Here is a 20082-nt window from a genome sequence, read left to right on the forward strand (position 1 = left end):
GGGGGCGTCCTAAAGGCGTCCCCTTTTTTATGCTGGCGCCGGCAGATGGGCGCCGATGCGCCGCAGATGGTCTTCGATGGAGTCGTTGATCATGCTCGCCACGCGCAAGGCCTCAGAACCGGCGCGGCCATCGACCACCGGCTGCCGCCCGGTCGCAATGCAATCGAGAAATTCATCGATCTCGTTGGCGAGACTGTTTTCCTTGGGAATGTCGTAGGATTCCGTGGCGATGGCGCCGATTCCCAGCACGGCGGGATCGCCGCGCAAATGATACGCGAAGATGCGGGCCTCGGCCAAATCGCACACGATGTAGCTCTGGCGCTGAAAGACGCGCATGCGCCGCTCGGTCTTGTAGCTGACCCGGCTCGCGGTGACGTTGGCGACGCACCCGGACTCGAACGTGATGCGGGCGTTCGCCATGTCGATTTTCTTACCCAGGATCGGCGTCCCCACAGCGTCGACTTTCCACACCGGCGACCCCGCGAGACCGAGAACGATGTCGATGTCGTGGATCATGAGATCGAGAACGACATCCACCTCGATGCCTCGTTCTTTCCAGGGCGCGATACGATAGCACTCAAAATAGAGCGGCTGCGTGATGGTCTTGGCGAGCGCACGATAGGAGCTCGAGAAGCGCTCGATATGTCCCACCTGGAGCACAGATTTATGCTCCTCGGCGAGGCGGGTGAGATGGTGGGCGTCATCGAGCTTGTCGGTGATCGGCTTCTCGATCAGCACATGCATGCCGGCGTCGATAAGCTCGCGCGCGACCTCGAAATGGTAGGGCGTGGGCACCGCTATGCTGACGGCTTCCACACGCCCGATGAGGCTGCGGTAATCCTGCCCGGGCTTGCCACCGAATTCGGCCGCGACGGCACCTGCGCGCGCAATGTCCGCGTCGATGACGGCGACAAGCTCCGCGCGCGGGTTGCTCGAATATTGATCACAATGAAATCGGCCAAAATGGCCGGCGCCCACCACGGCGACTTTGATGCGGGGTTGCTCAGCCATCAGGCCGCCAGCACCGTGCGGACCACGAAATCGATGGCGTCATCTGTCAGATAAGGATGCATTGGCAGGCTCACGACGCGATCCGACAGCCACTCGCATTGCGCAAGCCCAGTGGGCGAGACGGGGTAATCACGATAGGCCCCCTGCACATGCAACGGTTGAGCATAATGGATCGCGGTATGGATCCCGGCCTCGCGACAGGCGCGGACGATCGCGCCCCGCTTCTCCGAAATGATGGTGTACTGCGCCCAGGCCGACGTGGCGCCTGGCCGTACGCGTGGCGTCTGCACGGCCGAGCCGAGGCCTTCCGCATAGCGATCCGCAACAGCATCGCGCTTCACGAGCTCATCGGCGAACAGGGTGAGCTTCTGCAAGAGGATGGCGGCTTGGAAGCTGTCGAGCCGGCTGTTCCGGCCGACATGGCTGAAACCCTTTTCGTCCTTGCCGTGTCCGCGCAGGACGCACAGCAGCTCGGCCTTCTCCGTGTCGTCGGTGAAGATCGCGCCGCCGTCGCCGTAGCAACCGAGCGGCTTGGAGGGATAGAAGCTCGTGGCGGTATAGGCGGCGAGCGTGCCGACCTTTTTGCCGTCGAGGCTGGCGCCGAAGCTCTGCGCGGCATCGGCGATCACCATAAGCCCATGCGCCTCGGCGAGTCCGTCGATGGCGTCGTAATCAGCCGGCTGCCCGAACAGGTCGACGGCGATGACGGCGCGCGGCTCAATCCCGCGCCGCTTGGAGTCTTCGATCGCGGCCTCGAGGCTCGCTGGATCGAGGTTGAAGCTGTCGCGGTCGACATCGATGAAGATCGGCGTGGCGCCGGTCAGCACCACCACCTCGACGGTCGCGACAAAGGTGAAGGCCGGCACGAACACGGCATGGCCCGCGCCGATCCCTTCCGCCATCAGGATCAACTCCAGCGCGTCGGTGCCGTTGGCGCAGGTGACGCATTGCGTGGCGCCGCAATACGCTTCCAACCGCCGCTCCAGCTCCGTGACCTCAGGACCCAGCACGAATCCCCCATGCTGCAACACGCGAGCGATCGCCTGATCGATCTTGTCGGCGATCTTCCGGCGCTGCGCCGCAAGGTCGATCATCGTCATCGGAGCTTCGGTTTTCGGCTTATCGCGCACAGCTACTTCAACACCCACGTCAGGCCCTCTCGTTTGCTAAAATTCGATGTCCCCTCTACACCGCCGAGCGGAACTTTGCAGTCGTGCAGAACGCCGCTGGCTCGCTACTCCCTGAATCGCGGCGCGCCAATGACTTGGTTGGGGTTCGACCGCCTTAGGCGCTGAGGCGCTCCAGAACCTCGTCCGCAATCTCGAAATTAGAATAGACGTTCTGCACGTCGTCGGAATCCTCCAAAGCGTCGATCATCCGCAACAGCTTTTGACCGGCTTCTTCGTCGACGGGCACGCCGGTCTGTGGCCGCCACACGATCCGCGCCGAGTTGGCTTCGCCAAACCGCGCCTCCAGCGCCTTGGCGACGTGATGCAGCTGGTCGGGATCGCAATAGACCAGGTGCCCGTCGTCGCTCGATTCGCAATCCTCGGCGCCGCCCTCGATCGCGGCCTCGATCATGGCGTCGGGCGTCGCCTTATCCGCGGCGAACTCGATGGCGCCGATCCTGTCGAACATGAAGGAAACCGCGCCCGTCTCGCCGAGATTGCCGCCGAACTTGGAGAAAATCGACCGTACCTCGCTTGCGGTGCGATTGCGGTTATCGGTGAGCGCCTCGACGATGACCCCGACGCCGCCCGGGCCGAAACCCTCGTAACGCACCTCCTCGTAATTCTCGCCGCCCGCCTCCTGGCTCTTTTTGATGGCGCGCTCGATATTGTCCTTGGGCATGTTCTGGACGCGCGCCGCCTGTACCGCAGTCCTGAGCCGCGCATTCATGGCCGGATCCGGCAGTCCCATGCGCGCGGCGGCCGTGATCTCGCGGGCAAGTTTGGAGAAAAGCTTGGAACGCTTCTTGTCCTGAGCCCCCTTGCGGAACTGGATATTCTTGAATTTCGAATGGCCTGCCATGCCACCCCTGTTGGTTACCGGCCTCGCGGGAAGGCGACTTATAAGGTTGCGACGGCTCGAAATCCATAGCGGGCTCTTGAGGCCTGTGCCCGCCTGAGAACGGGCGCATTAGGGCAGCCTTAACCCTAACCGCCTGACAACTATGCCCGCAGCGGGGACTGCCCGCTTCCAGCCGAAGGGGACCTTCATGTCGCGTAGAGCTAAAGCTTCCAGCCTTCCGTCGCGAGCCGGCGTACCGTCCGTTCCATCACTTTCTGCTCTCTGCGCGGAGGCCGCCGACCACGTTGCCAGAGCCCGCGCCGCCCTCTTCATCCATGATGTCGACGCCGACCGCGCTTTGGCTGAGCTTGATGAGGCCATCGCCTGCCTGCAGCGCCTTCTGGCCTATGGCCGCAAGGGCCTGAATGGCGCCAGCGGCGTGAGCCGGCTTCACTCCGTCTAACGCTAAGTTCCCGGCTGAGCGTCGGGCAGCCAGAATGCCGGCTCTGTCTGCGACAGCCGTCCACCGAGCCTGATCGGCGCGATGGCGCGTGCGAGCCCCGTGTCGTCATCCACCTCGACGGCAACGCCGCAGATCGTGGCTTCGCCCAAGGCCGGCACGAAACGGCCGGTCGGGATCTTGGTCAGGAATCGCTGGAGCGGCTCCTCCTTGTCCATGCCGAGCACCGAATCAAAATCCCCACACATGCCGGCATCGCTGATATAGGCGGTGCCGCCATTTAGGATCTGCTCATCGGCCGTCGGCACATGGGTATGGGTGCCGATGAGGCAGCTCGCCCGGCCGTCGACGAAATGTGCGAGCGCTTCTTTTTCCGACGTCGCCTCGGCATGGAAATCGATGAGAATGGCGTCGGCGCCGCGCTTCAGTCCGCAGAGATCAAGCTCGCGATCGACGGCACGGAACGGATCGTCGATATCGGCCATGAACACCCGCCCCTGGGCGTTGACCACGAGCACGTCCGCGCCGTTGGCGGCTTTGTAGAGACCCGCGCCGCGGCCGGGCGTGCCTTGTGGAAAATTGATCGGCCGCAGCAGCCTGTCGTGCCGCTCGATAAAGACCAGGGTCTCGCCCTGGTCCCACACATGGTTGCCGGTGGTGACCACGTCCGCGCCAGCATCGAGAAGGTCGAGGAAGATTTGCTCGGAAATTCCAAAGCCGCCGGCGGAGTTCTCGCCGTTGACGACGACGAAATCGGCCGCGTAGCGGGTGCGTAATTGCGGCAGCGCCTCGATGACCGCATTGCGGCCGGAGCGGCCGACCAGGTCGCCCAGAAACAAAATTCGCATGAATTCGATCAGCCTCGCCGCAACGGGTTACGCATGTCGCGTCATTACCCAATCGGTGGGGCGGTTGCTAGGCGGCTGCGAGAAAAACGAGGGCTTACGCACCTTGAGAAGGTAGCGAAGCCACGATGGCCGTCGGAGCGGAGATCCCCGGTGCACCCTACATAGTAGGTGGGCGCCGAGTGACGGAGACCAGGGTCTCCGCCAGGGTCAGCTCCCTTAGGATCTTATAGGGCCCTGGGAAAGTTGCTCCTAACGCGCCTCGCAGCCCGCCATCTCTAATATAGGGCAGATTGCGCAAAGATGCGACTAACGTCGCGATCGCGGCCGGGCGATCTCCTCCTCGGCGTCCAAACCCCCGCCCACGAAGCGCTCGTTGAGCATCTCGAGCCGGTCCGCGGCGGCGCTCACGCGCGCGGCGAGGTCGGACTGCACGGTCTTCGTGGTCTCGTCCGCGGCCGACCTGTCGCGTTTTGCCTCTGCCAGACTTGCTTTCAGGTCCTGCATTTGCCGCCTGGTCTCCCAGAGTTCGTCGGTGACCATCAGTGACGCCATCAGGATGAGCCGGTCGTCGCCGACCTGGCCGAATTTCTGCTGCATGGTGTCGACATGGGAGCTGAGATATTCGGCGAGCGCGATGAGATGGGTTTCTTCGCCCTCCCCGCATTCGAGCCGATAGGTGCGGCCGTTCAGTGTCACCGTGACTTCGCCCATTGTCGTCCCCCGCAATCTCAACCAGGCATTGCCGGCATGATCTCCTTGAGCGTTCCCACCACCGTTTCGAGTCGATCGGAAACCTCATCGTTGGCAGCCTCGAGCCGTCTGACCCGGGCACGCTCCACGTCAAGCTCCTTGAGCAGCCGGTCGCGCTCCTCGCTCAGGAAGCGGACCTGCTGCTGAAGCGTCGCCATCGAAGCGCCGCCCTCGCCCTCGGTGAACATTTGGCTTGAGAAACTCTCGAGGGCATCGAGTGCCGCGTTGAGCCGCATCGTCGCTTGTTGCAGAGCGTCAGGCTGAGTCATCTCGACCTACTGCCCCCTCACCGCTCGGATTCCGCAATTCTCTTCAAGCGACATACTCCCTTCGCTCGAACCAGCGGTACGATGACAATGTGATGACGGTACGTTCGCTCGTCAACGACTTAGGCAGTCCATCGAGACTCTGGGCCCTGATTGACAGCGCCGCGAAGCGCGTGTTTTGAGACGGTCGCCCTGCGCGTTTGGCCGAAAACGGACTTACAGATGGGAGCAGAAATTCATGGCTGAAGCGAGGCCGGCATGCCGGCTTTATTTGCAGCTTCCGGTGATGCCCTCGCCCAAAGCCGAAGAAATTTTGCGTCAGGCGGCGGGTCACGCGTGTTGTGTGTTGCTCTTTCCGCATGCCGGGCAGATCGATGAGACGGAAGCCGTTCGGCTCTTGGGCCTCGCGCAGGAACGCGGTCTTGCCTGCCTCGTTAAGGACGATGCCGCACTTGCGAAGAAGATCGGCGCCGATGGTGTGCATATCAATGCTGATCGAGCCGCTTATTTACGCGCGCGGGCGCTTCTCGGCGAGGACGCGACGATCGGGGTGTTTTGCGGCTTGGTGCGTCACGACGCCATGGAGCTTGCCGAAATCGGGGCCAATTACGTTGCCTTCGGCCCGAATTTGACCGAAGTCGCAACGGAAGGAGATGAGCGCGCGGAGATCCTCGCGTGGTGGTCGGAGATTTTCGTCATTCCTTGCATTGCCTGGGACGTGTCCTCCGCGGAAGAGGCCGCCGCGCTTGCCGATCTCGGCGCGGACTTTGTTGCGGTGCCGCAGACGCTTTGGCAGGAGGACGATGCGCTGGCGCGCGTGGCTGCAATCGATAAGGTTTTGCGCGAGAGGAGGGCCGTGTGAGTGTTTTGTTTGCGCGGCGATGTTTCGCCGCCGCGTCGTGCCTTGCCGCAGCGCTGACCCTCGCACCGGCGAACGCCGCTGAAAGTCCATCCTACGCCGCCTATTCGCAAGGACGCTACCTGACCGCCCTCGATCTTGCCGAGAAAGAGGCCTCCGAAGGCTCCAAGGAGGCTTTCACCCTGATCGGCGAAATCTACTCCGAAGGTTTGGGCGTCTCGCAAGATCTCGAGAAGGCGGCGGACGCTTACGCCAAAGCCGCCGACCTTGGCGATGCTAATGCGCAGTTCTCACTCGGCGCGCTCGTTGCAGAAGGCACCGGCGTGAAGAAGGATTTGCGCATTGCTGCAGACTTGTTCGAGCGCGCCGCCCAAAGCGGGCATTCCTCCGCGCAATATAATCTCGCCCTCATCTATCTGAACGGAAGGGGACGGCCCTCCGACGAAGCCAAAGCCGCCGAGTGGATGCAGAAGGCGGCCGAGCAGGGCCTGGCCGTCGCCCAATATGATCTCGGCGCCTTTTATCAGTTCGGCCGCGGCGTGCCGATCGACAAGGTGAAGGCGGCGGAATGGACCGGCAAGGCCGCGGAAGCCGGCCTGCCCGCGGCTCAGGTCGAGTATGGCGTGATGCTGTTCAAAGGCGCCGGCGTCGCGGCCGATGAGAAGGCCGCCTTCGAGATGTTCAGTCTTGCCGCCGAGCAGGGCAACGCCGTCGGCCAGAACCGGCTGGCCCGCCTCTACGCGAACGGCGTTGCGGTGAAGGAGGACCCCGTGCAAGCCGCGAAATGGCACCTGCTCGCGCGTGCCGCTGGCGTCAGCGATTTCTCCCTCGACGTGCTGCTGGCGAAGCTCAGCAAGCAGCAGCGCGAAGCCGCCGAAAAGGCGGCGGAGGAGTGGCATAACGATCGCCTATCGGAGTGAGTCGAGGCCCTGACAGCCACGCCTCGCGCTCTTGACAGCAAGGGGAACCCCGGCCTTAAAGGCGCCAGCCTCGCCAAGTCTTCCTCAGGGCCCCCATGAAAATCAACGGCAACGAAATCCGCCCCGGCAATGTGATCGAGCACAAGGGTACGCTGTGGGTCGCGGTCAAGACGCAAGCCGTGAAGCCCGGCAAAGGCCCCGCCTATGCGCAGGTCGAGCTGAAAAACGCCATCGACGGCACCAAGCTCAACGAGCGCTTCCGGTCCTCAGAGACGGTCGAGCGCGTGCGCCTGGATCAGAACGACTATCAGTTCCTCTTCGCCGAAGGCGATATGCTGACCTTCATGGATCTTGAGTCCTACGAGCAAGTCCAGATCCCCCGCGATTTCCTGGAAGAACGCGCAGCCTTTCTGCAAGACGGCATGAAAGTGACGATCGAGAGCCACGAGGGCAGGCCCATCGGCATCTCGCTGCCCGACCAGGTCATCTTGCAAGTCGTCGAGTCCGAGCCCGTGGTGAAGGGACAGACCGCGGCGTCTTCCTACAAGCCCGCGATGCTTGAGAACGGCGTTCGCGTCATGGTGCCGCCTTTTGTCGGGGTCGGCGAGCGAGTGGTGGTCGACACCAACGAGCTCACTTACGTGCGCCGCGCCGAGTAGAGGTTCGCTAAGCCGCTCGAAGGCTGCTATTCAGTCGGCGAAGTCCCGTCATACCGGCGCGCACGAGACGCACGAGACCACGATGGCCGCCTCTGCCTTGATGAACGTGATGCTTGCCGCCGCCCGCAAGGCCGGCCGCAGCCTTGCGCGCGATTTCGGCGAGGTCGAGCAGCTCCAGGTCTCGCTGAAGGGTCCCGCTAATTTCGTCAGCGCCGCCGACCACCGCGCCGAGGAGATCCTGCACGCCGAGCTCACCCGCGGGCGTCCGGGCTACGGCCTGCTCATGGAAGAGCGCGGCGTCGTCGAAGGCGCCGATCGCACGCATCGGTGGATCGTCGATCCACTCGACGGCACCACCAACTTTCTGCACGGCATCCCCCTGTTTGCCATCTCCATCGCTTTGGAGCGCGACGGGGAACTCGTTGCCGGCCTGATCTTCAATCCCATTTCCCAGGAGTTCTTCACGGCCGAGCGCGGCAAGGGCGCCTTCCTCAACGATCGCCGCCTGCGAGTCGCGGCGCGGACGGAACTCTCCGATTGCGTCATCGGCACCGGCATTCCGCATGCCGGCAGACCGGAGCATGAGTTGTTCTTGAAAGAACTTGCCGTCGCCATGGCAGCCTCTGCGGGCGTCAGACGCTGCGGCGCCGCGGCCCTCGACCTCGCCTGGACCGCAGCCGGACGTTTCGACGGGTTCTGGGAGCGCAATCTTCGCGCTTGGGACATTGCCGCGGGCATCGTCATCTTGCGCGAAGCGGGCGGCTATGTCAGTGATCCGACCGGCCGCGACGATATGCTGAAGACGGGCAGTATCGTCGCCGGCAACGAGATGATTCACCGCAAGCTGTTGAAACTTTTGAAGACAGCCGGCGCCGAACCCGAAGTGGCGAGGACGCGCAGCGCCGCCTCTTGAGGCCTGAAGCCGAAATATTCTCTGCGGACGGTGGGAAGTTTTTACCGGCATCGCGGCGCCCCGGCGAGACCTTGGGGTCGCGCACGAGAAATAAGCAGGTGCCCTGAGGTTGCCGTTTTGCCCGTCATAGTATTCGGTTAATCTTCGAGACCGACATCCGCCCCGACTCACTGACGGGTTTCCATGGCAGCAGCAGCGACAGCACCATACCAAGCCAAGCTCACGCGCCCGCAAGTCTTTCTTTGGCGCATGGCGCTGTTTCTGATCCTCGCCGTACTGCTCGCCATCATCCTCGATGGCCAGACGCAGCAGATCAGAATGAGTTTCTTGGCCAATCCCGGACTGAACGGGCTGATCATCGGCGTGCTCGTTGTCGGCATCGTCTATGCATTCCGCCAAGTGTTGCGGCTTTATCCCGAGATACATTGGGTCAACACCTTCCGCGTTTCCGATCCCGGTCTTGCGGTCGACAAGCCGCCGGTTTTGCTCGCGCCCATGGCCACCATGCTTCGCGACCGCACCGGCCATCTGTCGCTCGCCACCGGCGCCATGCGCTCGATGCTCGACTCGGTCGCCTCGCGCCTCGACGAGGCGCGCGAGACGACGCGCTATCTCGTCGGTCTCCTGGTTTTTCTCGGCCTGCTCGGCACCTTTTGGGGATTGCTGGCAACGGTGACCTCGGTTGGCACGACGATCGGCGCGCTGGACAGCGGCTCCGGCGAGAACGTGATGATGTTCGACCAGTTGAAGGAAGGCCTCGCCGGTCCGCTGAAAGGCATGGGCATCGCCTTCTCCAGCTCGATGTTCGGGCTCGCCGGCTCCCTAATTCTCGGATTTCTGGATTTGCAGGCGGGCCACGCCCAGAGCCGGTTCTATAACGAGCTCGAGAACTGGCTTTCGGGCATCACCGAGTTGCAGCCGGAGGGTGCGGCGGCCGCAGGCGTGCCTCCACAACTGCGCTTTGCGCTCCTCGACATGCAGCGCTCTCTGTCCGATCTCAGCGAGAAGGTCGAAATGCGCGTGCTCAACGACAACACCGGCAGCGCGGTCAAGAATCTCGGCCAAGGCGTCGAGAAGCTCATTCGCCAGATGCGCGCGGAGCAGAAAGTCGTGCGCGAATGGGCGGACGAGCAGGCTCAGCAGCAGCATGAGCTTGCGCTGGTGCTGCGCCAGATTACCGACAAAGCGAAGCTGCCGGCGGGCGGCGAGCGTAAATAGTCATGGCTCTCGCACCCTCAAGGCGGCGCCCCTACCAGGCCAATTACTGGCCGGGCTTTGTCGACATGCTGTCGACGCTGCTGCTCGTCGTCACCTTCCTCATGTCGCTCTTCATGCTTGCCAACTACTTCGTCACGCAGCAGACGAGCGGCAAGGACACCATGCTCGCGCGTCTCAATCAGCAGCTCGCGCAATTGACCGAGCTGCTCGCGCTCGAGCGCTCCAAGAAGGAATCCGTCGAGGACAATCTCGCGGCCCTGCAAGCGACGCTGACTGACACCGAGAAGGAGAAGCAGCGCCTGAGCGGGGTGATCGGCCAGCAAGGCGGCTTGACCCAGAGCGCCGAGGACCGCACCACGCGCCTCGGCAGCGAGCTTGAGCAGCAGAAGCACATCACCACCGACGCGCTGTCCAAGGTGGAGATCCTGAACCAGCAGCTTGCGGCACTCAGGCTGCAGCTTGCGGCCCTGCAAGAGGCGCTCGATGCTTCCGAGGCCAAGGACAAGGAGAGCCAGGTGAAGATCGCCGAGCTTGGCCAGCGCCTGAACGTGGCGTTGGCGAAGAAGGTGCAAGAGCTTGCGCGCTACCGCTCCGACTTCTTTGGCCAGTTGCGCGAGGTGCTTGGCAATCGCCCCGACTTCCAGATTGTGGGCGACCGCTTCGTGTTCTCCTCCGACGTCCTGTTCGACTCAGGTGCAGCAGAGTTGCGATCGGAAGCGCAACCGCAGCTCGAAAAGCTCGCAAGCGCGCTGAAAGAGCTTGAGACCAAGATCCCCGCTGATATTGCCTGGGTGATGCGCGTCGATGGGCATACGGACATCAATCCGATCGCGACGCCGGAATTTCCGTCGAACTGGGAACTTTCGTCCGCGCGCGCCATCTCCGTGGTGCGCTATCTGATTCAGCAGGGCGTGAAACCGGAGCGGCTGGTCGCGGCGGGCTTCGGCGAATTCCAGCCGATCGCCGCGGGGGACTCGGACGACGCCCTGCGCAAGAACCGTCGCATCGAGCTGAAGCTCACCGAGCGCTAGTCACTCGGCCGCATCCGGAGCGAATTGCAGCTCCGCCAGCCGCGCATAGATGCCATCGCGGCCAAGCAGGCTACGATGGGTCCCCTCCTCCGCAATCCGCCCATGATCGAGAACGAGAATACGGTCGGCGCGCGTGACGGTTGCGAGGCGGTGCGCGATCACCAGCGTGGTGCGATGCTCCATAATTTTGTCCAGTGCGCGCTGCACCAAGGTCTCGCTTTCGGAATCCAGCGCGCTGGTCGCCTCATCGAGAAGCAGAATGGGCGCGTCGCGCAGCACCGCGCGCGCGATGGCGACGCGCTGCCGCTGACCCGCGGACAGGGTCACGCCGCCCTCGCCGAGCATGGTGTCGTAGCCCTGAGGCAGCGCCGCAATAAAGTCGTGGGCGAACGCCGTCCGCGCGGCGGCCCCGATCTCGGCTCTGCTTGCCTCCGGCGCGCCATATGCGATATTCGCGGCCACGGTATCGGCGAACAAAGCCGGCTCTTGCGGCACGATCGCGAAACGCGACCGGAGCGCGTTCAGGTCGGCGTCGTCGACAGGCACGCCGTCGACCAGCACTTGCCCAGAATCGGCTCGTAAAACCGCAGCAAGAGCGCGAAGATCGTGGTCTTGCCCGCCCCCGACGGACCCACGATCGCGACCCTCTCTCCCGGCGCCACATCGAATGAAACCCCGCCAAGCGCGCTCACTCCAGGCCGGAGCGGATAGGAGAACTCGACATTCTTGAAGGCAATCTCGCCGCGCGGAGGGGTTGGCAGCTTCGTGGGATTGAGCGGCGATTTGATCTGCGATTGCACCGCGAGCAATTCGCCCAGGCGCTCCGCGGCGCCGGCGGCCTGACTCACCTCTCCCCAAACCTCGCTGAGCTCGCCCATCGCGCCTGCGGCAAACACCGCATAGAGCACGAATTGTCCAAGTCGCCCGCCGGTCATCTCGCCGGAGAGCACGTCTTGGGAGCCGTACCAAAGGATGCCGACGACGCTGGCGAAGACGAGAAAAATCGTGATGCCGGTTAGCCCTGCGCGCGCCTGCGCGCGCGAGCGCGCAGCCTCGAACGAACGCTGCACGGCGTCGCCGAAGCGGACGGAGGCTTCCTTCTCATGCGTGAAGGCCTGCAACACGCGAACCTGACCCAAACTCTCGCTGGCATAGGCGGAGGCATGCGCAAGCGTGTCCTGCGCCGCGCGCGACCGGGAACGCACGGCGCGTCCATAGGCGACAAGCGGCAGCACGATGATGGGAATTGCGATCAGCACCAGCAGCGAAAGCTTAGGACTTGTGATGATCATCATGATGATGGCGCCGATCAGCACCACCGCATTGCGCAAGGCCTGCGAAATGGCGGTGCTGGCCGCTGCCTTGATCTGGGTCGTGTCCGCGGTGAGCCGCGACATCACTTCCCCGGACTGCGCCGTCTCGTAGAAAGCGGGGCTGAGCCCCGTCAGGTGCTTGAACACGTCGGCGCGAATATCGGCAATGACCCGCTCGCCGAGCAAATTCACGCAATAGAACCGCGCGGCGCTCGCCACCGCGAGAATTAGGCCGATGCCGACAAGGGTAATGAAGTAGATGTCGATGAGATCGGGCTCGATGCCGCTGAAGCCGAGATCGATCATGCGCCGTACGGCGAGCGGTACGGCGAGCGTGGCCGCCGCCGAGACGAGCAGCGCCACGAAGGACGCCGCCAGCATGGCCTTGTAGCGCAAGAGATAGGGCTTGAGCCCAAGCAGTGGGCGTAGCGACAGCCGCCGCTCCGCGTCGCCTTGGGGCGTCAGCGGCGTAACGGGGTGCGCATCCCTGCCATTTGGCTTGGCTGTCACGATCTCCGGGCCCATGCGATCTCAACCAGGTCGCTACCTTAGGGGGGGCAGCGCCTGGGACGAAAGCGCGGAAACCGCGCCCTTCCGGCGCAGCCTTGTGCCGGCGCCGAAGTTCCGTTATAGGCTCCGGCTAACAAAACGCGATTTTTAGGGCTGACGGCCATGAAGAAAGAAATTCACCCCGAATATCACCACATCAAGGTGGTGATGACGGACGGCACCGAGTTCGTGACCTATTCGACCTACGGGGCCGACGGTGACACACTGAAGCTCGATATCGATCCCAAGACCCACCCGGCCTGGACCGGCGGCAGTCAGCACCTGATCGACCGCGGCGGACGTCTGTCGCGCTTCAAGCGGAAATACGAAGGCTTCCTGAAATAGATTTAGTCGGCGTCGGAGCCGAAGGCCGCGCGTAGCCGCGAGAGCTGCGTCTGCAGCGGATGCTCGAGCTGTGCCGTAAGCGGCAACCTATTGAGCCCGAGCATATGATCGAGGCGGATGACCCGCTCTTGCAGCTTCAGACTTTGCTGGATCAACTCGCGCAAGCGATCCGGCAGCGCTTCGAATTCCTTGCTGGGCTGATCGCTGCCTGCCCCCGGCAACTTGATCTTGCGCTGCTCCTCGACGGCCTGCTCGGGCGTCAGTTCGCCTTCGCTCACGGCGCGGCGGATCAGAAGCCAGGAGGCGAGCTGCATCAGCCGCGTCGTTAAGCGCATGCTCTCGGTGGCGTAAGCAAGGGAGTGCGGCGGGCGGAGCTTCCGGGCTTCCTTGCGTCCGTCGCCGTCGAGATAGGTCGCCGCGGCCTCGACAAGGGCCATACCTTTCCGAAACACGGACCTGAATTGCTCAGACTGCGCGAATCTCGCCCCGAATGAGACCGTGACATTCTCACGGTCTCCGCTCTTAGAACGCCCCGCCATCGGCTACTCCCCTCGTACGCGCTAGCCGGCGGCATACTAACGTTTACGAACGTCGCGTCAGCCAGCTTCGAGCGCAAAGGTTAAACCACTGAATCAGGCAAAAAAAGAGCCGCCATGCGGCGGCTCAGGAAGTCAACAGGGAGGCGTCAAACAGAGTGGACAGGCCACTCAGATCCAGAGGACTGGATGACGCTCAAAGTAGCGGTGAAACGCTAAGAACGAGTTAACGCTAAGCTGCGGTTTACCTAAAGGAATGGTTGGCGCCGAATTTTACCTCAGCGCTTGAAAGCTGCTTCGGCGGCATTCTTCGACGACTGCTTTTCATCCAGCGCAACTTCAATCCGGGCGATCTCCGCTTGCAGCGTCTCGGTCAGAGCCCTGAGCTCAGCCACCGAAAGCGTGCTGAGATCTGCGCCCACCACATGCGCCTTCGCCTTTTTCGGCTGGAGGTCTTCGATATCCATCCCTCATCCTAGCATCGTGCCGCGCGCTTCTCTAACGTCACGCCGGACATTTGGTGTGAGAGATGGGAGGAATTTCATGCTTCCAGAGACGATGACCGTCATTGAAGCGGCCGAAAGCGGTGGGCCTGAGGTGCTTGCGCTGGCGACGCGGCCGGTGCCGACGCCGGGAGCCGGGGAGGTCCTCATTGCGGTCAAGGCCGCCGGCATCAACCGGCCCGACGTGCTCCAGCGCCAGGGCCTCTATCCGCCGCCGAAAGGCGCCTCGGACCTGCTCGGGCTCGAAGTCGCAGGCACCGTCGTCGCCCGCGGCGAAGCCGCCACGCGCTTTAAAGAGGGCGACGCGGTGTGTGCGCTGGTCAATGGCGGCGGCTACGCCGAGTTCGCGGTCGCGCCCGAGGCCACCACCCTTCCGTTACCGCAAGGCCTGTCTTTCACCGAGGCCGCCTCTTTGCCCGAGACGGTGTTCACCGTCTGGCACAATCTCTTCGAGCGCGGCGGCCTCATGCCAGGCGAATGGCTGCTGGTGCATGGCGGCGCGAGCGGTATCGGCACGACCGCGATCCAGATGGCGAGCGCGCTCGGCGCCCGCGTTCTTGCGACCGTCGGCAGCGAAGCGAAGGTCAAGGACTGCGGGGCTCTGGGTGCCGTCCGCGCGATCAATTATCACGAAGAAGACTTCGTCGAGATCGTCCGCGAGGTCACCCAAGGCCACGGCGCCGACGTCATCCTCGACATGGTGGGGGGCGATTATATCGAGCGCAATCTTCGCGCGGCGGCCCTCGAGGGGCGCATCGTGCAGATCGCATTCCTAACGGGGTCCAAGGTCGAGATCGACCTGATGCGGTTGATGATGCGCCGCCTCACCCTCACCGGCTCGACGCTGCGGGCGCAGACGCCTGAGGTCAAGGCGCGCATGGCCAAGGCGATCGAGCAGCGGATCTGGCCGCTCATCGCTGAGGGCCGGCTCAAGCCTGTGATCGATTCAAGCTTCAACCTGAGAGATGCGATCGGCGCGCATCGGCGCATCGACGACCTGGACCATATCGGCAAGATCGTGCTGGTGGTGGGCTCGTCACGCCCTTAGTTGAAGGGCATCAACACCGAGATCGCGGCACAGGTGGCGAGGCCGACGATCAGATTCATGGGCAAGCCGATCCGCAAAAAGTCCGCGAACCTATAGTTCCCGGAAGCGTAGACCATGGTGTTTGTCTGATAGCCGATCGGCGTGGCAAAGCTTGCGCTCGCTCCCATCATCACCGCGACGAGAAGCGGGCGCGAGTCGACACCCAAGCCTTCGGCCAAGCCAATGGCAATGGGCGTTAGAACGACGGCGACCGCGTTGTTGGTGATCAGTTCCGTGAGTCCGACAGCCAAAAAATAAAGGGTCACGAGCAGCAGGAAGGGGCTGCCTCCGCCCAGCAGCGGTTCCATGCCATCGACGATGGCATGGATGGCGCCGCTTTTCTCCATGCCGGTTCCGATCGCGAGCATGGCGAAGATCAGGACCAGAATGCTGCCGTCGATCGATGCCCAAGCTTCCTCGGCGTCGATGCAGCGCAAGATCAGAATGACGGCGACGGCCAGCACTGCCAGGCCCTCGATCGGCATGACATTCAAAGCAGCGAGCAGAACGACCCCGGCAAGGGCGGCGATGGCGATGGGTGCCTTGCGCCGCCGGTAGCTGCGCGACCGGGGCTGCGTAACGTTGATGAGATCGGTTTCCTCGGCAGCCGCCGCCAGTCCTTCCGGGGTGCCTTCGAGCAAGAGGCGATCGGCGGCGCGGAGCCTCACTGAACCGAGATCGAAGCCTGGTAGGTAGCGGTGGCGGCTGATACCGAGCAGCCGCACGCCGAAGCGGCCGAGGCGCAATTCGCTTACGGTACGAAACGACGCCCCCCTGCCCGGCGCCAGCACGGCCTCCACGAGCACCTGTCTTTGGTCACCCTCCACCGGCTCTACGCCAAGAATCTCGAAGCCGCGCTCACCATGCAGCGTCAAGACCTCTTGCATCGTTGCGAGGATGACGATGCGATCGCCGCCCTGAAGCTTGAGATCCAGGATGCCGTCGCGCTTGGATTCCCCGTTCCGCTGCAAGCCAATAAGGCGGATACCGGGACGGTTCACTTCTTTCACGTTCTTCAGCGCCTTGCCGATGAAGGCCGCATCGTCGGAGACCGTGAGCTCCGTGAGAAAGTAGACCTTACCCTCCTCGTCGATAAGCTCTGTTGCCGCCATTCGGGCCGGCAGAAGGTATCGTGCCAGGATTAGCATGGTCACCGAGCCGACAGCCGCCACGACGACTCCGACCGGCGTGATCTCGAAGATCGAGAAGGCCGGTATGCCTTGGTTGCGTGCGACGCCATCGACCAGGAGATTGGTAGAGGTGCCTATCAACGTGCAGGTGCCGCCGAGAATGGCGGCATAGGATAGCGGGATGAGAAGCTGGGTCGGGGCCATGCCGACCGTGCGGGCGAGGCGCACCGCGATCGGGATCAGCACCATGACAACCGGCGTATTGTTCATGAAGGCGGAGGCCACGATCGTAGCGAGGAGGAAGAGCGCAAGCGCGTTTATGGGCCGATCCACCGCGCGCGAGGTGATCCACGACGCTGCTGCATCCAGAGTGCCCGTCCGCACGAGGGCCCCGGACAGCACGAACATGGCCGCAATGGTGATGGGAGCGCTGTTGGAGAACACCGCCATCACGTCTTTGGTGTCGATCAGCCCGATGACAAGGAATGTCGATGCACCGGCGATAGCGACGACAGCCGGTGGAAAACGCTCCAGGAGAAAGGCGGCAAACGTCGACGCCAGGATCAGAATCGCAATGGCGGCTTGGTGCTGCTCGATGAAATTCGCCAAGTAATCCCCGCCGCCTTTTGCCCCCGCTTCTTCCAGTGTGGGGCAAAGGCGGAATTGCCGTCCACAGGGAAAATACTCGGTTGCAGGGCGCTGAATTGTCGCCGCGTTCGATCGACCCACCGGGGGATGACCAGAGAGACGAATGCCGATTTTAGCTAGGATTGACGGCCCATTCTGGTGTATTGTTAAGCATAAAAAGCGGCTTTGTAAGCGTAAGCGAGTTCAGTTTTGCCCGATCAGAGACACGTCAATGTCCTGCGGAGCGGCCCACGAGCGTGGAACGCTTGGCGCGCCGAGAACCCTGCCACAATTCCGGATTTATCTGGTATCGCTCTGAAGCTGAGTGAGCGCCAGATGGGACACATCAACGGGGGTCCCATAAACCTGACCGGCGCCCGCCTGAACGAGGCCGGTCTCCGCTTTGCGACTCTCTCCGATGCAGACCTCGAAGCCGCGTGTGCAAGCTACGCCGATTTCACGCATGCCCGGCTGGATCGCGCCAATTTGAGCGGCGCGGATCTTACCAACGCGGCCCTCGATCACGCGGATTTCGCCGGCGCCAATCTCAGACGCGCCAATCTCTCCGGCGCAAGTCTGCTGCACGCGCGAAACCTGACGCAGGAGCAGGTCGACGCCAGCCTCGGCAGCAATGCCACCGTTCTGCCGCCCAACCTTGCACGCCCCGCGCGATGGCCCACGGCACAGACGGCAGAGACGCGCAACCGCGCCCCCATCGAGAAAAAAGCGGCTGAACATTCGACAGAGCCCGCGAGGCAAGCTCCGCAGGATTTCCGCAATGACAAACGGCCGCTGGCGGCCGCCATGTCCATTGGCGCTGTGCTGATCCTTGGCGGCATTGGCTGGTTCGACGCGGAGAGCAACAGTCTGTCGCAGAAGCGCGAAGAGGGAACCCATATCGGCGCGCCGTCGAAGCCCGCGTCTCCGCCGAAAGAACTGGGATCGCGCGAGAGCGCTAGGGTCGAACCGTCAGCGGTGCCCCCGGCCAAGGAAATAGAAACCGAGGCTGAGCCCGCGCCGTCACGGGAGGCGATCGCCCCCGAAGTTAGGGATCCGGAAACGCAAACGTCTGCCATCGACCCGGGTCCGGACGAGCAGCCCGAACCTCCCTCGCCCCCAGAGATCGAGAGGCGGCATGGGACAACGCCCGACTTGACCGCGAGGCCGGGCCACGGTTCGGAAAGCCAGCAGGGTTTGGCCGCTCCTGAAGAACCGAAAGCTGAATCATCTAGCGCTGCGCCCGCCTCCGACGCTCGCGAGGAGGCCGCATCCACCGGCGGGGCGCCGATTCCGCCCATCGAAGACGGGCAAGCGGCGCCAGTCGAACCAAGTGCGACCCCCGATGCGCCAAGCGACATGTCGGCCCTGTCGCCACCCGCCATTGCTTCATTGCCACAAGCAACCGCACCCGACGAAATAGAAGCCTCGCTTCATGCGGAGGACATTCCCCCTCTGCCGCTGCGGAAGCCTAGCCTCAACGCGAGCCGCCCGACGCCAGAGCCATCACGGAGACAGGGCCAATATTCGCAGGGGTCGAGGTCCAAGGCGGACAACCGCGCACGGTCACTCACGCAGAAGGATGCGCAGGAGATTGTTCGGCGCGTCGTGTCCGATCTGCTCGCGGGCGGATTATAGAGCCTTCAATTTAGTTTGAAGGTCAGCCCGACCTGGCCGGCGATCGCATCGTAGTCCTCGTTGTGATCGCCGCGCACGGAGAGATAGGCCTTGGACGGACTGATCGATCTCGAAGTCCATTCCCACCCGGCCGAACACGGTCGTCGGGTCCTCCTCGAAGGAAAAGTTCACGCCCTCGACCCGGATGTCGTTGTTGTAGTCGAAGCGGTGGTCGACGCCGGCCTGAACGAAGGGCTGAACCACGGTCCGTCCATAGACGAGCGTATTGAACAGGCGGACCGAAAGTGTCCCGGAAAAGGCCTCGACGTGCCCTTCGCCGAATGTCAGGCCGGCGCTGTCGGTGTGCCGGTCCGTCCTGATGTCGAAATAGTTGAGACCCGCTCTGAGATCGACCTTGCTGCTGGACCAGGCAGGAAGCACGACGCCTCCCGCCAACGAGGACGCAAATCCGGACGTGTCAAAATTGGCGTGTGCATCGGACAGCGCATTCCGCACCGACGCGTCGCCGAACTGCCCCGATGCCAGTCCAAGCCCGTAAAAGCGTCCATCGGTCAAGAGAGCATAGCCCCCGGCCGAACCGCTATCCAGCGACGCATCGCCGGTGTGCCTGAAGCCGAGCTCGCGCAGGAGAAGATCGATCTCGGAGTTCGTATAGTTCCCGAAAGCGCCCAAGGTCAAGGTGTCCTTCGGCAGGCCGAGCGCTTTCGATGCATCGAAACGCATGCCGAGCGTGCCGCCAACATCGAGGCTGTCGAACTCCGGCGTGCGCCCGATCCGCGTGCCGCGGCGGTCGCCAAAAAACCGTCATGCGATGTATGCGACACCCCGGAAATGCCAAATGTCGCGACCGTGGGCGTGATGCTCCGCGTCGTCGTCGCTGTCCCGAAGGCCGACACCGAAGCGTTCAAGAGCGTGCTCGACAGCGCGAAGTCCGTCACTTGCTGCGTGGTTTGCAGCGACGCGGATGTGAGTGCGGTTGCAACGACTTGTTGCGAGTTGACCGTTGCGCCGCCAGCGACTCCACAAAGGTAATGCAAGCCGACGGCACGCAATTGATGAGGGCGGAGGCGGCAGGGTTGAGCGCGGCGTCGAGCGTCTCGATGAGATCGAGGTCAAGTGTCAGGAGAGACAGATCGAGCGGCTGACCGCCGCCGAGGACATCGAGGTCGATGACCTGCGCCTGTGCCGGCGTGGCGGCAAGGAACGCCGACGAGGCGACCACCCAACGACGCGGCTACGACGAGCCGTCGAAAAAACCTCAGACTTCGCTGCCGCGCCGCGCTGCTCTTCCGGGGGCATAACGAGGAGTGTACCCCCCAAGTTCCGGAAAATGCCATGAGAAAGGGGCAAAACCCGGCTAAGTGTTTGCCTGAGAAGGGATCAACCCCTATATATGCCCCTATTCCCTGCAT

Annotated in this window: 21 protein-coding genes, 1 other RNA gene and 1 pseudogene; 9 read left to right on the forward strand and 14 right to left on the reverse strand. The window is 63.2% G+C overall.

Translation table 11 applies throughout. The features are described 5' to 3' along the window. Window positions 1-27: 27 nt before the first annotated feature. From ACR2J1_RS11865 to ACR2J1_RS11900, 8 genes are all read right to left on the reverse strand, one after another. Window positions 28-1011 (reverse strand): Gfo/Idh/MocA family protein, encoded by a 984-nt coding sequence (locus tag ACR2J1_RS11865; protein ID WP_434019530.1) that lies wholly within the window; start codon window positions 1009-1011, stop codon window positions 28-30. Beyond that, complete coding sequence (locus ACR2J1_RS11870; RefSeq protein WP_434019531.1) at window positions 1011-2159, reverse strand: DegT/DnrJ/EryC1/StrS family aminotransferase; 1149 nt, start codon at window positions 2157-2159, stop codon at window positions 1011-1013. Before ACR2J1_RS11870 ends, ACR2J1_RS11865 begins: the two co-directional genes overlap by 1 nt. A gap of 136 nt (window positions 2160-2295) precedes the next feature. Then, window positions 2296-3042, reverse strand: coding sequence for a YebC/PmpR family DNA-binding transcriptional regulator (locus tag ACR2J1_RS11875; protein ID WP_434019532.1), 747 nt, complete (start codon window positions 3040-3042; stop codon window positions 2296-2298). Window positions 3043-3289: 247 nt separating this feature from the next. Then, the gene (locus tag ACR2J1_RS11880) at window positions 3290-3475 is read right to left on the reverse strand and encodes a hypothetical protein (RefSeq protein ID WP_434019533.1); all 186 of its coding nucleotides are present in this window, start codon (window positions 3473-3475) and stop codon (window positions 3290-3292) included. Between the two features lie 11 nt (window positions 3476-3486). Next, window positions 3487-4329, reverse strand: a complete 843-nt coding sequence (locus tag ACR2J1_RS11885; protein WP_434019534.1) for a TIGR00282 family metallophosphoesterase — start codon at window positions 4327-4329, stop codon at window positions 3487-3489. Window positions 4330-4442: 113 nt separating this feature from the next. Beyond that, window positions 4443-4600, reverse strand: a non-coding RNA gene (gene ssrS, locus ACR2J1_RS11890) — 6S RNA. A gap of 35 nt (window positions 4601-4635) precedes the next feature. Then, window positions 4636-5040 carry a cell division protein ZapA gene (locus ACR2J1_RS11895; RefSeq protein WP_434019535.1) on the reverse strand — a complete coding sequence of 135 codons (405 nt, stop codon included), beginning with the start codon at window positions 5038-5040 and terminating at the stop codon, window positions 4636-4638. 17 nt (window positions 5041-5057) lie between these two features. After that, window positions 5058-5348, reverse strand: a complete 291-nt coding sequence (locus ACR2J1_RS11900) for a DUF4164 family protein (RefSeq protein ID WP_434019536.1) — start codon at window positions 5346-5348, stop codon at window positions 5058-5060. Between the two features lie 235 nt (window positions 5349-5583). On the opposite strand from ACR2J1_RS11900, the gene ACR2J1_RS11905 reads away from it, so the two are divergent. The 6 genes from ACR2J1_RS11905 (at window position 5584) to ACR2J1_RS11930 (ending at window position 10945) form a co-directional block, all read left to right on the forward strand. Then, window positions 5584-6207 (forward strand): thiamine phosphate synthase, encoded by a 624-nt coding sequence (locus ACR2J1_RS11905; protein WP_434019537.1) that lies wholly within the window; start codon window positions 5584-5586, stop codon window positions 6205-6207. Further along, on the forward strand, window positions 6204-7124 hold the full coding sequence (locus ACR2J1_RS11910; RefSeq protein WP_434019538.1) for a tetratricopeptide repeat protein: 921 nt from the start codon (window positions 6204-6206) through the stop codon (window positions 7122-7124). Before ACR2J1_RS11905 ends, ACR2J1_RS11910 begins: the two co-directional genes overlap by 4 nt. 95 nt (window positions 7125-7219) lie before the next feature. After that, window positions 7220-7783: an elongation factor P gene (efp, locus tag ACR2J1_RS11915; protein WP_434019539.1), complete on the forward strand. Its 564-nt coding sequence runs from the start codon at window positions 7220-7222 to the stop codon at window positions 7781-7783. A gap of 82 nt (window positions 7784-7865) precedes the next feature. Then, window positions 7866-8696, forward strand: coding sequence for an inositol monophosphatase family protein (locus tag ACR2J1_RS11920; RefSeq protein ID WP_434019540.1), 831 nt, complete (start codon window positions 7866-7868; stop codon window positions 8694-8696). Window positions 8697-8879: 183 nt separating this feature from the next. After that, complete coding sequence (locus ACR2J1_RS11925; RefSeq protein WP_434019541.1) at window positions 8880-9914, forward strand: flagellar motor protein MotA; 1035 nt, start codon at window positions 8880-8882, stop codon at window positions 9912-9914. Between the two features lie 2 nt (window positions 9915-9916). Then, a complete protein-coding gene (locus ACR2J1_RS11930; RefSeq protein ID WP_434019542.1) occupies window positions 9917-10945 on the forward strand; it encodes a peptidoglycan -binding protein in 1029 nt (342 codons plus the stop codon). Here ACR2J1_RS11930 and ACR2J1_RS11935 read toward each other — a convergent pair. Further along, window positions 10946-12783: pseudogene (locus tag ACR2J1_RS11935) on the reverse strand (ABC transporter transmembrane domain-containing protein). A gap of 147 nt (window positions 12784-12930) precedes the next feature. On the opposite strand from ACR2J1_RS11935, the gene rpmE reads away from it, so the two are divergent. Further along, a complete protein-coding gene (gene rpmE / locus ACR2J1_RS11940; protein ID WP_434019543.1) occupies window positions 12931-13152 on the forward strand; it encodes a 50S ribosomal protein L31 in 222 nt (73 codons plus the stop codon). A 2-nt stretch (window positions 13153-13154) separates the two neighbouring features. Here the strand turns inward: rpmE and ACR2J1_RS11945 are convergent, their stop codons facing one another. Further along, window positions 13155-13691: a DUF1465 family protein gene (locus ACR2J1_RS11945; RefSeq protein WP_434019544.1), complete on the reverse strand. Its 537-nt coding sequence runs from the start codon at window positions 13689-13691 to the stop codon at window positions 13155-13157. Between the two features lie 275 nt (window positions 13692-13966). Then, on the reverse strand, window positions 13967-14155 hold the full coding sequence (locus tag ACR2J1_RS11950) for a DUF1192 domain-containing protein (protein ID WP_434019545.1): 189 nt from the start codon (window positions 14153-14155) through the stop codon (window positions 13967-13969). A gap of 76 nt (window positions 14156-14231) precedes the next feature. On the opposite strand from ACR2J1_RS11950, the gene ACR2J1_RS11955 reads away from it, so the two are divergent. Then, window positions 14232-15239, forward strand: coding sequence for an NAD(P)H-quinone oxidoreductase (locus ACR2J1_RS11955; protein ID WP_434019546.1), 1008 nt, complete (start codon window positions 14232-14234; stop codon window positions 15237-15239). On the opposite strand, the gene ACR2J1_RS11960 is transcribed toward ACR2J1_RS11955, so the two are convergent. Further along, window positions 15236-17017, reverse strand: a complete 1782-nt coding sequence (locus ACR2J1_RS11960) for an SLC13 family permease (protein ID WP_434019547.1) — start codon at window positions 17015-17017, stop codon at window positions 15236-15238. The genes ACR2J1_RS11955 and ACR2J1_RS11960 overlap by 4 nt on opposite strands. A gap of 354 nt (window positions 17018-17371) precedes the next feature. On the opposite strand from ACR2J1_RS11960, the gene ACR2J1_RS11965 reads away from it, so the two are divergent. After that, complete coding sequence (locus ACR2J1_RS11965; RefSeq protein ID WP_434019548.1) at window positions 17372-18670, forward strand: pentapeptide repeat-containing protein; 1299 nt, start codon at window positions 17372-17374, stop codon at window positions 18668-18670. Here the strand turns inward: ACR2J1_RS11965 and ACR2J1_RS11970 are convergent. Then, window positions 18665-19444 (reverse strand): autotransporter outer membrane beta-barrel domain-containing protein, encoded by a 780-nt coding sequence (locus tag ACR2J1_RS11970; protein WP_434019567.1) that lies wholly within the window; start codon window positions 19442-19444, stop codon window positions 18665-18667. The two genes, ACR2J1_RS11965 and ACR2J1_RS11970, sit on opposite strands and share 6 nt — an antisense overlap. Before the next feature lie 160 nt (window positions 19445-19604). Further along, window positions 19605-19892 (reverse strand): hypothetical protein, encoded by a 288-nt coding sequence (locus ACR2J1_RS11975; protein ID WP_434019549.1) that lies wholly within the window; start codon window positions 19890-19892, stop codon window positions 19605-19607. Window positions 19893-20082 lie beyond the last annotated feature (190 nt).

This window comes from Methyloceanibacter sp. (assembly GCF_050999895.1).
GTDB lineage: Bacteria > Pseudomonadota > Alphaproteobacteria > Rhizobiales > Methyloligellaceae > Methyloceanibacter.

What these genes read in the sequence shown, in the direction of transcription:
- ACR2J1_RS11920 (WP_434019540.1), top strand. Translation starts at nt 7,866, where the DNA reads ATGGCCGCCTCTGCCTTGATGAACGTGATGCTTGCCGCCGCCCGCAAG.
- ACR2J1_RS11965 (WP_434019548.1), top strand. Translation starts at nt 17,372, where the DNA reads ATGGGACACATCAACGGGGGTCCCATAAACCTGACCGGCGCCCGCCTG.
- ACR2J1_RS11905 (WP_434019537.1), top strand. Translation starts at nt 5,584, where the DNA reads ATGGCTGAAGCGAGGCCGGCATGCCGGCTTTATTTGCAGCTTCCGGTG.
- efp (WP_434019539.1), top strand. Translation starts at nt 7,220, where the DNA reads ATGAAAATCAACGGCAACGAAATCCGCCCCGGCAATGTGATCGAGCAC.
- ACR2J1_RS11925 (WP_434019541.1), top strand. Translation starts at nt 8,880, where the DNA reads ATGGCAGCAGCAGCGACAGCACCATACCAAGCCAAGCTCACGCGCCCG.
- ACR2J1_RS11900 (WP_434019536.1), bottom strand. Translation starts at nt 5,348, where the DNA reads ATGACTCAGCCTGACGCTCTGCAACAAGCGACGATGCGGCTCAACGCG.
- ACR2J1_RS11875 (WP_434019532.1), bottom strand. Translation starts at nt 3,042, where the DNA reads ATGGCAGGCCATTCGAAATTCAAGAATATCCAGTTCCGCAAGGGGGCT.
- ACR2J1_RS11865 (WP_434019530.1), bottom strand. Translation starts at nt 1,011, where the DNA reads ATGGCTGAGCAACCCCGCATCAAAGTCGCCGTGGTGGGCGCCGGCCAT.
- ACR2J1_RS11885 (WP_434019534.1), bottom strand. Translation starts at nt 4,329, where the DNA reads ATGCGAATTTTGTTTCTGGGCGACCTGGTCGGCCGCTCCGGCCGCAAT.
- ACR2J1_RS11895 (WP_434019535.1), bottom strand. Translation starts at nt 5,040, where the DNA reads ATGGGCGAAGTCACGGTGACACTGAACGGCCGCACCTATCGGCTCGAA.
- ACR2J1_RS11930 (WP_434019542.1), top strand. Translation starts at nt 9,917, where the DNA reads ATGGCTCTCGCACCCTCAAGGCGGCGCCCCTACCAGGCCAATTACTGG.
- ACR2J1_RS11945 (WP_434019544.1), bottom strand. Translation starts at nt 13,691, where the DNA reads ATGGCGGGGCGTTCTAAGAGCGGAGACCGTGAGAATGTCACGGTCTCA.
- rpmE (WP_434019543.1), top strand. Translation starts at nt 12,931, where the DNA reads ATGAAGAAAGAAATTCACCCCGAATATCACCACATCAAGGTGGTGATG.
- ACR2J1_RS11950 (WP_434019545.1), bottom strand. Translation starts at nt 14,155, where the DNA reads ATGGATATCGAAGACCTCCAGCCGAAAAAGGCGAAGGCGCATGTGGTG.
- ACR2J1_RS11955 (WP_434019546.1), top strand. Translation starts at nt 14,232, where the DNA reads ATGCTTCCAGAGACGATGACCGTCATTGAAGCGGCCGAAAGCGGTGGG.